This window comes from Moraxella sp. CTOTU48717, assembly GCF_032057165.1.
In the GTDB taxonomy this organism is placed as follows: domain Bacteria; phylum Pseudomonadota; class Gammaproteobacteria; order Pseudomonadales; family Moraxellaceae; genus Faucicola; species Faucicola tetraodonis.
The window spans coordinates 172,711-185,939 of record NZ_DAMBBC010000002.1; the positions used below are offsets into that span (position 1 = coordinate 172,711).

General features: G+C 46.7%; 13 protein-coding genes. 3 read left to right on the forward strand and 10 right to left on the reverse strand.

Features of this window, described 5'->3' with window-relative positions; genetic code table 11:
- The first annotated feature begins 41 nt into the window (after positions 1-41).
- Positions 42-1,019 carry a class 1 fructose-bisphosphatase gene (locus tag RT084_RS02365; RefSeq protein WP_313097484.1) on the forward strand — a complete coding sequence of 326 codons (978 nt, stop codon included), beginning with the start codon at positions 42-44 and terminating at the stop codon, positions 1,017-1,019.
- A complete protein-coding gene (locus RT084_RS02370; RefSeq protein WP_313097485.1) occupies positions 1,019-1,795 on the forward strand; it encodes a TrmH family RNA methyltransferase in 777 nt (258 codons plus the stop codon). Before RT084_RS02365 ends, RT084_RS02370 begins: the two co-directional genes overlap by 1 nt.
- A gap of 96 nt (positions 1,796-1,891) precedes the next feature.
- On the opposite strand, the gene RT084_RS02375 is transcribed toward RT084_RS02370, so the two are convergent.
- Genes RT084_RS02375 through xthA form a run of 3 tightly spaced genes read right to left on the reverse strand, consistent with a single transcriptional unit; the run spans position 1,892 to position 4,144 of the window.
- Complete coding sequence (locus RT084_RS02375) at positions 1,892-2,056, reverse strand: NF038104 family lipoprotein (protein ID WP_172823558.1); 165 nt, start codon at positions 2,054-2,056, stop codon at positions 1,892-1,894.
- A 31-nt stretch (positions 2,057-2,087) separates the two neighbouring features.
- Entirely contained in the window at positions 2,088-3,302 is a 1,215-nt protein-coding gene (argJ, locus tag RT084_RS02380; protein WP_312383381.1) for a bifunctional glutamate N-acetyltransferase/amino-acid acetyltransferase ArgJ, read from the reverse strand.
- 29 nt (positions 3,303-3,331) lie between these two features.
- Positions 3,332-4,144: an exodeoxyribonuclease III gene (gene xthA, locus RT084_RS02385; RefSeq protein WP_313097488.1), complete on the reverse strand. Its 813-nt coding sequence runs from the start codon at positions 4,142-4,144 to the stop codon at positions 3,332-3,334.
- Positions 4,145-4,410: 266 nt separating this feature from the next.
- On the opposite strand from xthA, the gene RT084_RS02390 reads away from it, so the two are divergent.
- Positions 4,411-5,166, forward strand: a complete 756-nt coding sequence (locus RT084_RS02390; RefSeq protein ID WP_312533411.1) for an IclR family transcriptional regulator — start codon at positions 4,411-4,413, stop codon at positions 5,164-5,166.
- 103 nt (positions 5,167-5,269) lie between these two features.
- On the opposite strand, the gene RT084_RS02395 is transcribed toward RT084_RS02390, so the two are convergent.
- The 7 genes from RT084_RS02395 to RT084_RS02425 all read right to left on the reverse strand — a co-directional run bounded on the left by RT084_RS02395 (position 5,270) and on the right by RT084_RS02425 (position 13,212).
- On the reverse strand, positions 5,270-6,085 hold the full coding sequence (locus RT084_RS02395) for a Cof-type HAD-IIB family hydrolase (RefSeq protein ID WP_313097492.1): 816 nt from the start codon (positions 6,083-6,085) through the stop codon (positions 5,270-5,272).
- Positions 6,086-6,208: 123 nt separating this feature from the next.
- Positions 6,209-7,135 (reverse strand): 3-hydroxyisobutyrate dehydrogenase, encoded by a 927-nt coding sequence (mmsB, locus tag RT084_RS02400; protein WP_313097494.1) that lies wholly within the window; start codon positions 7,133-7,135, stop codon positions 6,209-6,211.
- Positions 7,136-7,169: 34 nt separating this feature from the next.
- Positions 7,170-8,852, reverse strand: a complete 1,683-nt coding sequence (locus tag RT084_RS02405; protein WP_313097496.1) for a 3-hydroxyisobutyryl-CoA hydrolase — start codon at positions 8,850-8,852, stop codon at positions 7,170-7,172.
- Between the two features lie 15 nt (positions 8,853-8,867).
- On the reverse strand, positions 8,868-9,644 hold the full coding sequence (locus RT084_RS02410; RefSeq protein ID WP_312383373.1) for an enoyl-CoA hydratase: 777 nt from the start codon (positions 9,642-9,644) through the stop codon (positions 8,868-8,870).
- 29 nt (positions 9,645-9,673) lie between these two features.
- Positions 9,674-10,834 carry an acyl-CoA dehydrogenase family protein gene (locus RT084_RS02415; RefSeq protein ID WP_312383371.1) on the reverse strand — a complete coding sequence of 387 codons (1,161 nt, stop codon included), beginning with the start codon at positions 10,832-10,834 and terminating at the stop codon, positions 9,674-9,676.
- Positions 10,835-11,003: 169 nt separating this feature from the next.
- Entirely contained in the window at positions 11,004-12,497 is a 1,494-nt protein-coding gene (locus tag RT084_RS02420; RefSeq protein ID WP_203171773.1) for a CoA-acylating methylmalonate-semialdehyde dehydrogenase, read from the reverse strand.
- A gap of 106 nt (positions 12,498-12,603) precedes the next feature.
- Positions 12,604-13,212 (reverse strand): LuxR C-terminal-related transcriptional regulator, encoded by a 609-nt coding sequence (locus tag RT084_RS02425; protein ID WP_312383370.1) that lies wholly within the window; start codon positions 13,210-13,212, stop codon positions 12,604-12,606.
- Between the last annotated feature and the right edge of the window lie 17 nt (positions 13,213-13,229).

Below are 13,229 nucleotides of genomic sequence, written 5' to 3' on the forward strand. Positions count from 1 at the left end.
GCTTAGGGTGTTAATTTATAATTTTATAATAAGGTCTACTTATGTCAAATCTTGAAACTTATCTTGCCGCGCAAAACGCCCAACCTGCCATTGCCGACATCATTACCACCATTACCAAAGTCGGTATTCAAATTAGCGATTTGCTCAAACGCGGCGCTCTCGCAGATATTTTGGGCGAAGCGGGTAACCAAAATGTGCAGGGCGAAGAGCAAAAAAAGCTCGATGTCATTGCCAATGATTTGTTGCTAGACGCTTTGAGCAGCAATCCGCATTGCGCGGGCGTGGCTTCTGAAGAATTAGATAACGCCACCCCTGCCAATCAAGATGGCGATGTGTTGGTACTGTTTGACCCGCTTGATGGCTCATCCAATATCGATATTAATATGGCAGTCGGTACAATTTTCTCGATTTTACCCTACAACAACCAAGGTCACCCTGCGACGGATGAGGACTTTTTGCAAAAAGGGACTGAGCAGTTGGCATCGGGTTATATTTTGTATGGCACCTCAACTGTGATGTCAATCACACTTGGTAAGGGTGTCGCCATGTTCAGTCTTGACCCAGACACCAAAGCGTTTGTGCAAATCAAAGACCAAGTGCAAATTAGCGCAGACACCAAAGAGTATGCGATTAATGCCTCCAACTATCGCTATTGGTTGCCACCGATGCAGCGTTACATTGATGAGTTTACGGCAGGTAAAACTGGCGTGCGCGGTAAAGACTTTAATATGCGCTGGGTGGCGGCGATGGTGGGCGATATTCACCGTATTTTGTGCCGTGGGGGGATTTTTAGCTATCCGTTTGACACCAAACACCCTGATAAACCGGGTAAACTGCGTCTGATGTATGAAGCCAATCCGATGAGCTTGCTGATTGAGCAAGCGGGTGGTATGAGTACCGATGCTATCAATCGTATTTTGGATATCGAGCCGACCAGTATCCACCAACGGGTGCCTGTGGTACTGGGGGCAAAAAACGAAGTGGAGTATGTTAAAAAGCTGCATGAAGAAGTCAAATAATGCTTATCACTTCAAAAGACAACCCAACCATCAAAACTGCTCATGCCCTTCTCACTGCGTCGCGCCAGCGTAAAAAACTGGGCAAAACTGTGATTGAAGGCACGCACCTGCTTGAAGCGTATCTAAATGCTGGTCTCACGCCTGACACCGTCATTGTCAGTGAAAGCGGTTTGCACAATGACGAAATCAACGCCCTGCTCGGTCGGCTTAACCAGGTAAAAACGTTAACGATTAGCGATAATCTGTATAAAGAGATTCGCTCGCTGGGTGAGAGCCTGCCCATCATGGCGATGATTGACATGCCGCATTTAGACTTTAATCAGCCCATCACCAGCGATTGCTTAATCATCAATGGCGTGCAGGATAATGGCAATCTAGGCACACTGTTACGCACCGCCTCAGCCGTGGGAATTAAAACCATTGTCTGTACGATGGGCACAGCATCGGCGTGGTCGCCCAAAACCTTGCGAGCGGGCATGGGGGCAAATTTTAGTTTAACGATTTTTGAAGGCATCAGCGTAGATGAGGTATTGATGAAGGTCAAAGTGCCGATGTTTGCCACAAGCTCACATACCGATCATATTATTTATCAGACCGATTTGAGACAACCGCTAGCCTTGATTATGGGGCATGAAGGACAAGGCGTGGATGAGAGGTTACTTAGTCAATCCAACCCGATTGCCCTACCCCAGCCCAATGGTCAAGAAAGCCTAAACGTGGCGATAGCAGGGTCACTTTGTCTGTATGAAATGTTACGGCAAAGACGCTACGCATGATTGCCATACATGATTGCCATCAATGAACGAGTGCGACATAAATAAATGACTAGACAGCCTGTGTTTAGTCTTTTTTGTCGTCACTATCGCTTGGTATTAGCCGCCTGGTATCACCGCTTTAGCGACGGCTACCGTGCCTTTGACCACCCCTTTGGTGGTCTTATAGGCAACTTTGACAGGGACAGTGACAATTTTATGCACACACCCTTGTAAGATAACAGCGGTGGTCAGCACAAAAAGCAGGGTGGTTAGTTTTTTCATTCGTTACCTTTAATTGACTTTAAGATTGACTTTAAGAACGATAATCAGCATTGATTTTGACATACTCGTATGATAAATCACAGGTATAGACGGTATCACTTGCCTGCCCACGACCCAATTCAATATGAATGGTAATTTCAGGACGCTTCATTACCTCACTACCACGCGCCTCGGTATAGTCATGTGCCAAGCCGCCGCGCTCGCAGATACGCACATCATCGAGTGATACCGCCACTTTTGACTGGTCAAGCAGTACGCCCGCTTTGCCTACCGCTGCCAAAATACGCCCCCAATTTGGGTCGCTAGCAAAAAATGCGGTTTTTACCAGCGGTGAATGCGCCACTTCATACGCGATTTTGGCACATTCTTCAGCGGTTTCACCGCCTGTCACTTTGACCGTGATAAATTTGGTTGCCCCTTCACCATCACGTACAATCAATTGAGCGATTCGAATCATTACATTGTTAATCGCCTCATAAATTGCTTGATAATGCGGGTGATTTTCGCTGTCAATCACATCCCCAACTTGTCCTGTGGCAATCAACGTACAGCAGTCATTGGTCGAGGTATCGCCATCCACTGTGATGCGGTTAAATGACTGATTCACCGTGTCGGTCAAGATATTTTGTAGCAATGATTTTTCAATGTTGGCATCGGTTGCCACAAAGCCAAGCATAGTCGCCATATTGGGGCGAATCATGCCCGCTCCTTTTGAGATACCTGTCACGGTATAGGTGACGCCATCAATCGTGACTTGTTCGCTATGTCCTTTTGGTGTGGTATCGGTAGTCATGATGCTGTGGGCGGCGCCAAGCCAATTATCGTCGCTTAAATTGGCTAAGGCGCTGTCTAACCCCGCGATGATTTTATCCGCCGGCAAGGTTTCCCCAATCACCCCGGTGGAGTAAGGCAATACTTGCTCGGCTTCGACACCGGTTTTTTCTGCCAAGGCCACACACGTTGTTTTGGCACGCTGTTTACCGTCTTCACCCGTGGCAGCGTTGGCGTTGCCTGTGTTGACAATCAAATAACGGGGACTGTCTTTGGCGATAAATTCTCGCAGCAACTGCACAGGCGCGGCACAAAATTGGTTTTGTGTGGTGACAACCGCGGTATTTGCGCCCGCTATGATGTCAAAAACCGTTAAGTCTTTGCGCCCTGCATAGCGCACGTGGGCTTCGGTGATGCCAATTTTTATCCCTTTCACTGGGTTTAATTTTACAAGTTCGACATTGCCAACTGGCATGAGAGCGCTCCTTACTGTTGTTTAATTGATTAATCCAAAAAATCTGCCCAAATCGGGGCATGGTCGCTGGGTTTTTCCATGGCACGCAAATCATAGCTGACGCCTGCACCGTTGAGCTTATCCGCCAAATCAGGCGTCATCAAAATATGGTCAATCCGCAGCCCACGCTTTGGCTCATCGTCAAATCCCTTGCTGCGATAATCAAACCAGCTCAGCGCTTGACCATCGGCATATAACGCCCGATAAGTATCATGCAAATCTGTCGCAAGCAGGGCTTGGTACCACTCTCGCTCCTCTGGTAAAAACGAGCACGTGCCATTTTTTAGCCAACGTTTGACACTATCCTCGCTAATGCCAATATCAAAATCAAGCGGCGCAATATTCATATCCCCCATCAAAATCATACTGCGATTTTCTGCTTTAAGCTGCAAGATATAGTGGGTTAAATCGGCATAGAATTTACGCTTCATCGGAAATTTGGTTTCATGCTTGCGATTTTCACCTTGCGGAAAATAGCCATTAAGCACATCAATATATTTGCCATTAAAATCATAGCGCGCATGGATAAATCGTCGCTGCGCATCGTCGCTATCGGTTGGAAAGCCTTTTTGTACAAAAATAGGTTGCTGTCGTGATAATAACGCCACGCCATAATGAGATTTTTGCCCAAAAAACTCGACATGATAGCCCAATTGCTGCACGCTCTGTAGCGGAAATGCATCATCATGTACTTTGGTTTCTTGTAGCCCGATGACATCGGGCGCGATGATATCGCGAATGGCTTCAAGCTGGTGTGGGCGCGCCCGCAATCCATTGATATTAAAACTGACAAAACGCGGCATGTGTGTTCCCCAAATAGATAAATGTGGCTTGGTTAAGCGTTAAATGCCGACTATATTAGCGGATATTGCCCGCAAGCTCAATTTGAAAGCAAATTGGCTCTGCAACACTGAGGTTATGCATGATGAACCCGCAAATAGCAGGTGAAGTTTAAAAAAATTTTGGTATAATCAAAAAACCTTGCACTTTAATCACTGCTAACTTTGCAAAATATTTTTTTCAATTTTTTCTGGCGACGTGCTGACCCTAGACTTAAAAAGACAATATAATGGCTCGAGTTTCTTCTATTACCCGTGTTTTAAAAATCATCGAAGCCGTGTCTGCGGCACAGCGTCCTTTATCCCCGCTGGATTTGTCTGAGATTTTGGATATTCCAAAACCAACCATGCACCGACTGATACAGCAGCTGCAAGAAGAAGGCTTTGTGCGGGTCGATATCAATGGTACTATTGTGCCTGCGTCGCGTACGCGGCATATGGCGATTCATCTGTGGCAAAGCCAGCAAGTGGCGATTCAGCGATTTGCGATTTTGCAAAGACTGGTGGATAAAATCGGTGAAACCTGTGGCATGGCGGTACCCTATTACGTCAACATGGTATATACCGACCGCGTACCTTGTCCTTCTGCCTTACAAGTGTATATGCCCACTGATTCGCAAGCACCCATTTGGTGTACGGCGGCTGGTAAAATCTACCTAAGTACGCTCACAAAAGATGATAGGGTCACGCTACTAAAAAATTTATCGTTAACCGCTATCACCCCTGCCACAATTACCGATAGGGATGTACTCAATCAAAGTCTTGAACAGGTAGCCCAGCAGCGCTATGCAATTTCTGATGAAGAATATATTGCCCAAGCGGTCTCAATTGCTGTGGCAATCAATGACACCCAAGGTCGTTACATCGGCTCACTGTACACAACCGCACCCAAAACACGCAAATCCCTCGAGGATTTGATTGGGTTTGTACCTGATATGCAAAAAGCTGCGGATGATATTCGTGATGCGTTTTTTGGGGAAATTTAAATATTATCCTTGACAGTTTTGACAAGGCAAAGTTAAAACGCTCAAAGCGATTTTATTGATATATTTTATATAACATAGCGGGGCTTAATCAATTGCTGCCTCATCAATGTGGCAACAAACCCAAATGCTGTAAGCCTTGGTAGATACCATCTTCCCACGCAGCTGGACATACATAGTCAGCCGCCGCTTTCACATCGGCATGAGCATTCCCCATCGCCACGCCAAAGCCGACTGTCTGTAGCATTTCGATATCATTCACCCCATCGCCGAATGCCATGGCATCTTCAAAATCCAGCCCCAGTTTATTGAGCGCCTGCGCAATGCCGCGTGCCTTCGAGCCTGTCGCATCTAGAATATCGATACCGTTTTTATGCCAGCGCATAATTTTTAAAGTCGAGGGAAATTCAAAATTTACCTGCGTGTTGTCAGGATGAAATGCCACGACTTGATAAATAGGTATCGACAAATCAATGTCATCATGACGGGCAGTACGGTAAGCTATTTTAAGCGAATTCAAAGCTTCTGACAGCGCATCATCTTCCGCTAACGCGATAATTTCCGTATCGGTCATGTAGGCATAGGATAAATTGTTTGATTCAAGATAATCGGTAATCAGTTTAATTTGCGTAGTGGTCATCGGATAATGCGCTAACAATTCACCTTGGTGGTGACTGCATTGACCGTTGATGGTGACCAGCACATCGATACCCACGGTTTCAATGAGCTCATACACAGCTTTGGGAAATACCGCACGACCCCGACCGGTGGCGATAGCGACCATAATGCCTTGCTGCTTTAATTTTTTAAGTGCCTCAATCGCGGATTGCGGCACCCTTTCTTGCTGCTTGATGTACAACGTGTCATCAATATCAAAAAAGACAATTTTCGGTTTTTTGGGGCGTGCTGTTGGCTTAGACATAATAACACTAATGCGATAAATTGGGATTGACGCTAATTCTACCCTATTTTTGGGTTAACTTTTGAATTAACGAGCAGAAAAAAGCCAGAAAAAAAATCCTAGCTTTTTGCTAAATGCCAAAACTTATTGCAAGACGTTCGCATCATAATGCACCATAATGCTTGAGAAATCCTTATCCCCATGTTGCTCGCTATGTTTGGTGTAAAGCGCCGTGGCTTGGTCTGCCATTGGCGTCACCACCTGGGTATCATTGGCCGTTTGTTTGGCAAGGTTCATGTCTTTGAGCATGAGTTTACTCATAAATCCACCGGTATAACCACGGCTTGATGGCATGGCGTCACCAACATCGGGATGCGGATTACACACTTCCAGCGCCCAGTTACGACCGGTGCTGGCTGACAAAATACTGGCTAATACTTTTGGGTCTAATCCATTTTTGGCGCCCAAATTCATGGCTTCGGCTGTCCCTGTCATAATCACGCCAAGCAGCATGTTATTACAGATTTTGGCGACTTGACCTGCACCGACCTCCCCAGCGTGAAAGATATTTTTTCCCATCGCCTCTAAAACGGGTTTGACCTGCTCAAATTGCTCAGCTTGCCCGCCCACGATAAAACTGAGTGTCCCTGCTGCTGCCCCTGCGGTACCGCCTGATACGGGCGCATCCATGAACTGAATGCCTTTATCTGCCGCGACTTGGGCAACTTCACGTGCATCACTCGCTGCAATGGTGCTACTATCGACCAGCAAGGTATCTTTACCCATCACATCGAGTAAGCCTTGATTACCGTCTTTACCCAGATACACCTCTTTGACATGTTGACCTGCAGGTAACATGGTGATGACCATATCCACCTCTTTGCTTGCGTCCACAGGTGAAGTCGCCACGTTTGCCCCTTGTTTGGCAAGGTCGTCTAGCACGGCGGTGTTTAGGTCAAATACGTTTAGCGCAAAGCCATTTTTGATGAGATTTTCTGCCATCGGTTTGCCCATGTTACCAAGTCCGATAAAGGCAATTTTTTTAATGGCTGTTTGTTGATTATTTGACATATACAATCCTTGTATGTTGTGGTGTTTGTAAACTTTAGATATCAAGTTTGGCTAATTTTGCTGAGAGTGAATCGCTACCCAACCAAGCCTCAAATGGATGTTCGCTGTTGGGAAAAGCTGACGCAAGATGTGACTGGATATAGCGGGCATCGCATTCATCAAGGGTTTTACGCCATTGTGGCGATTTGTCTTTATCAATCAGTAAAGCGCGTACACCCTCACGAAAATCGGGGTAATTAACACAATGTAGCGACGCATTCATCTCCATATATAGCACTTGCTCAAGCGATAATTTGCTGGCATGTTTAAACATCTCAACCGTTAATGCCGCACTAACAGGGCACCCGTGCTGATAAGTCTCGACCGCTTTGGTGAGCCATTTATCCGCTTCGCCGTTGACTTTGGTAAAGTTGTCATCGCGCAACGCTGCATCTATATCATGCACTGAGCCTTTGTTTACTAGCGCTTGGATAGTATTAAAATGCATCATCAAATGACTGACTGCTAAATGCTCGGTATGATGAATTTTGGCTAAGGCATGGCTTGCGATATCATGTAAACTGTAGTCAGCTTGCCAATTGGCTTGTTTTAGCGCGTCAATCACTTTGTGGTATTCGCTACTTGCCACGGCATACTCGGCAAGGCTAGAGAAAATCGCATCGTTGGCGTTACAGTTCGCCCCTGTCAAGCCCAAAAACAGCCCAATTTTGGCAGGCATACGCGCCAAAAACCACGAACCTGTGGCATCGGGGTATAAGCCGATGGTAATCTCTGGCATGGCAAAACGGGTGGTTTCGGTGACGATACGATGGCTACACATCGCCATCAAGCCCATACCACCGCCCATGACAATACCGTTACCCCACAAGATAATCGGTTTTGGGTAAAAGTGCATTTGCCGGTATAGGCTATATTCGTTTTCGAAGAATTCAACCCCGTACGGATTGGGCTGCTGCATAGGCACTTGGGGCGGAGTGTCGATCATGCTGTCGTACAGTTTGCGGATATTGCCCCCTGCACAGAACGCCTTGTCGCCACTGCCTTTGAGCAAAATGGCGACGATGTTGTCATCGGTTGCCCATTTGGCGAGCTGATTTGCCATCAGTTTGCACATATCGACGCTTAGGGCGTTTAGGGCTTTCGGGTCATTCAATGTCATCGTGCCGATGTGGTGACCACAGTGGGTGGCGATGGTGTCAAATAAGACAGGGCTTTCTATGTTTTGCATTGTTTCTCCTTTACTATTTTCTAAATATTGGCAATGAATCAGCATAATCTTATTTTGGTGAAATTCTCGCTCTTGCATCGCAAAAGGCACAAATCCAAGCCGATGGTAAAAACGTAATGCCCCTGTATTGTGGTTAAACACCGATACGTGTGGCGTTACTTGCTTGTCTTGGCAAATCGCCATCATATACTGCATCAACTGCTCGCCAATTTGCTGATTACGGCACTCATCATGCACGATGACATTGCCAATATAGGCGGTCTTATCTGTTACATTGTACATATTGGCATAGCCAATGATTATTTGGCTATCTTTATCAATGGCAACGGTATTAAACTCACGGGTTTGGGCAATGTTTGCTACCTGCTCAGCCGTCCACGGAAAATGACTTTTTGGTGAAATCACATATAATTCATCGGCATCCGTCACCAATTTTGCGACTTTGTCAAAATCAAGGGGTTGGGCTTCACGAAAAACAACTTTCACCATATAATCACCTTACGATTATTTCCACTCTGGACTGCGTTTTTCAAGGAACGCATTGACGCCTTCTTTTTGGTTGTCGCCATCAAATAACTTGATAAATAACTCACGTTCCTTTATCCAGTTAAAACTTGGTGGTTGATAACGTGCCGACATAATCAAGGTTTTACTCGACGCAATCGCATCGGGGGATTGCTTCGCCACTTTTTGAGCCAGTTCTAAAGCCGTTTGTAACCCTTTGCCACTTTCCACGACTTCTTCCACCAAACCAATTTGCAGCGCCTTATCTGACTTAATACGCTCACCGCATAAAATCATACGTTTTGCCCAGCCTTCACCCACCAGCCACGGCAAGTTTTGCGTGCCGCCTGCACATGGCAATAAGCCAACAGATAGCTCAGGGAGTGCCATTTGGGCATGGCTCTCGGCAATGCGGATATCGCACGCCAATGCACACTCAAGACCACCACCCATCGCATAGCCGTTGATACAGGCAATCGACACGCCACGGAAATCCGATAACGCTTCAAACGCTTCTCCAAATGCCATCGCCATCTCCGCGGCTTGACCTTTGTCACCACTGGCAAAACTGTTTAAATCCGCCCCTGCGGAAAAAAACTTTTCGCCATCGCCATGCACCACCAAAGCGGTGACTTGTTTGTTGGCATTTAAGTCGCTAATGAGCTGCTTTAAACTGGCTAAGCTGTCCTTTGTCCAAGTGTGGGCAGGCGGATTATTGAGCGTCAAAACCGCAACGTGATTGTCGATTGTTAATTTTAAATTGGTGTAATTTGACATGGTAAATTCCTTTTAGAATGCCTTTAAATTCATTGCAATCTTGCCAACGCCCCATCTTCCATCATTTTGCGAGACACAATCATCCGCATCACTTCATTGGTGCCTTCTAGGATTTGATGCACGCGCAAATCGCGCACATGACGCTCTAGGGGATATTCTTGTAGATAACCGTAGCCCCCGTGTAGCTGTAGCGCTTGGTTGGCGATATCAAAACTCAAATCCGTGGCAAAGCGTTTTGCCATCGCACAATACGCCGTGGCATCAGGCGATTTGCTATCCAAATGATACGCCGCCAATCGCACCATCTGCCGAGCCGATACCAAATGGGTGAGCATATCGGCAAGTTTAAACTGCACATTTTGGAATTGGTCGAGGGTTTTACCAAACTGGCTACGCTCCTGTACATACTGCACGGCACGGTCAAGGGCAGCTTGAGCCGTACCCACCGCGCAAGTGGCGATATTGATACGCCCACCATCCAAGCCTTTCATGGCAAAGGTAAAGCCCTGTCCTTCTTCACCCAGTAGATTTTCGGCAGGGACTTTGACATCGGTAAAATGCACTGCCGCGGTCGGTTGGTTTTTCCAACCCATTTTATGTTCATTTTTGCCATAGCTGATGCCATCGCTGTTGGCATCGACGATAAAGGCAGACACGCCTTTTGCCCCATTGTCCGAGGTGCGCGCCATCACCACAAGCACATCGGTCGCCCCTGCCCCAGAGATAAACATTTTTTGCCCAGTAATGTGGTAATAGTCGCCTTGTTTGACCGCTTTGGTTTTTAATGAACCCGCATCTGAGCCAGCATTGGGCTCTGTCAAACAGTAGCTACCCAATTTTTCGCCCGCTAATAATTCAGACAAGTATTTTTCGGCAACCTCAGGTTTGGCAAACTCGCCAATCATCCAAGCGACCATGTTGTGAATGGTCATGAATGCGGCGGTTGACGTATCGCCATACGCCAGTTTTTCAAAGATAATTGCCGCATCAAGGCGCGGCAAGCCCAGTCCGCCAAAATCAGGGTTGGTGTAAAGCCCCATAAAGCCCAGTTCACCTGCGGCTTTGAACACCTCTTTGGGAAAATAGCCTGTGGCATCCCATTCGGCAGCGTTGGGGGCAAGCGATTTGGCGGCAAATTGGGCAGCCAAATCGGCAAAGGCTTGTTGATCTTCGGTAAGGGAAAAATTCATGGTAAATTCCTTTTTATGGCTAAATTACATCCATGCCATCAGTCGTTGCCAAGCGTTGCTTTAACTTAATGCAAAATCGCGACGCTTGGCTATATTGGCTATAACGTTTTTAACCTGATAGCCCAATTCAATGAGTCTTAATCACGAAATATTAATTGTTAGCGTCTATTTATTTTAATGAAATGGTAGTGTTCACCCCTTTACTGGCTTCATCATCAAACCAACGGGCGGTGACGGTTTTGGTTTGGGTATAAAACTGTACAGCTTGTTTGCCATACGGTCCTAAGTCACCCAGTTTACTGGCGCGAGAACCGGTGAATGAAAACATCGGTAGTGGCACAGGAATGGGTAAATTAATACCGACTTGACCCACATCAATATCTTGTTGGAATTTATGCGCTGCCGCACCTGATTGGGTAAAGATAGCCGTGCCATTACCATTTGGATTGGCATTGATGATGGCAATGGCCTCATCTAGGCTATCGGCGTACATGATGTCAAGCACTGGTCCAAAGATTTCTTCTTTGTAGCAAGTCATGTCAGTGGTGACGTTATCTAAAATAGTCGGTCCGACAAAGTTACCGTTTTCAAAGCCTTCCACCTTGATACCACGACCATCGAGCAGGACTTGTGCGCCTTCATCCGCGCCTGCTTGGATTAAGCGCTCAACACGCGCTTTGGCCGCTTTTGAAATAACAGGTCCTAAGTCTTTGTCATCTTTACCGGCTGCCACCACCAATTTTTTGGCACGCTCCACGATGTCACCCACCCAGTTTTTGGCTTCCCCGACCAAAATAACTACCGACAATGCCATACAGCGCTGACCTGCGGCACCAAATGCTGCACCGGCTAGTTGGTTTAGGCATTGTTCTTTATTGGCATCGGGTAGGATTACTGCGTGGTTTTTAGCCCCCATCATACATTGCACGCGTTTACCTGCTTGACTGGCTCGGTTATAGACGTGTGTGCCGACGGCAGTAGAACCCACAAATGAGATGGCTTTGATATCTGGGTGGTCACAAATGGCATCAACGGTGTCTTTGCCGCCATGCACCACATTGAGTACGCCTTTTGGGATTCCCGCTTCGAGCGCCAGCTCTACCAAGCGCATGGTGACCATCGGGTTTTGTTCTGATGGTTTTAATACGAAGGTGTTACCGGTGGCGATTGCCATTGGGAACATCCAAAGTGGAATCATGGCGGGGAAGTTAAACGGGGTGATACCCGCACACACGCCAAGTGGTTGCTGAATATTATACATATCCACGCCAGTTGCCACGTTTTCGATAAATGCGCCTTGTTGCAGGTTGCCAATGCCTGAGGCGTGTTCGACGACTTCAAGACCACGGAACACATCGCCTTTGGCATCGGCTAGGGTTTTGCCTTGTTCTTCGGTGAGCATGGCGGCAAGCTCGTCCATGTTGTCACGAATCAGTTGTTGGTATTTTAAGAAGATGCGCGAGCGGGTGTTGATTGGGGTTTTGCGCCAAGTTTTGAACGCTTCTGCAGCCGCCGCGACGGCTTGGTTGATTTCATCGGGGGTAGTTTGGGGTACTTTGGCAATCACTTGTTGGGTAGCTGGGTTGCTCAGGTCAATCCACTCACTAGTGGTTGATTCGACAAATTCGCCGTTGATGAGTTGTTTTACAGTTTGGGTAGTCATCGTAACAATCCTTGTTTTTACCGTGTTGGGTGTATAGCGTTAGATAGCGTTAAACGCGTTGCAAAACAGTGTGAATGAGTTGGGGGGTAGTGTCAATAATACTTAATTACTTAAGTATTTTTTCTGGAGTAGTTTTGCTAGAGTGGTTTTGCTGGGCGGTTGCCATAGGGTTAATGACAATAATTTTTGAGACTAGCTCACCTTTGCTGCGAGCACCCAGTTTTTTCATTAAGTTGGCTTTATGCACTTCAATGGTTCTGGGGGATAAACCAAGTAACTTACCAATCTCTTTACAGGTATAGCCATTGACCACATACTGCGCGATTTGGGCTTCACGTGCGGTGAGCTGGGATTCGGACAATACTTGCGGTTTTTTTTCAAAATGCCAAATCGCCAGTTTGAAGGGGTCATCTGGGGTTAAGGTGCGTCCGTGGGTGGTTGCCCAAAATATCTTACCTGTTTTGTGACGCATAAAGCGCTCATCGCAGTAATGCCTATTGGCCTGTAATCCCAAACCTGTTAATGCTTCTTTGCCAATTTTTTCAAAATCTTCGACACTGGGAAACAATTTTTGCATCGATTGATTGAGTAGCTCATCGTGCGCATAACCGAACAAATTGGCAAAGGCATCGTTGAGTGCTTTGATACACCGATAGCTTAATACCACTATCGGCGTGGGCGCGTGCCTAAAAGCCAGTAAGGCGTAATTCTCCATGACCATCATCACCCCTG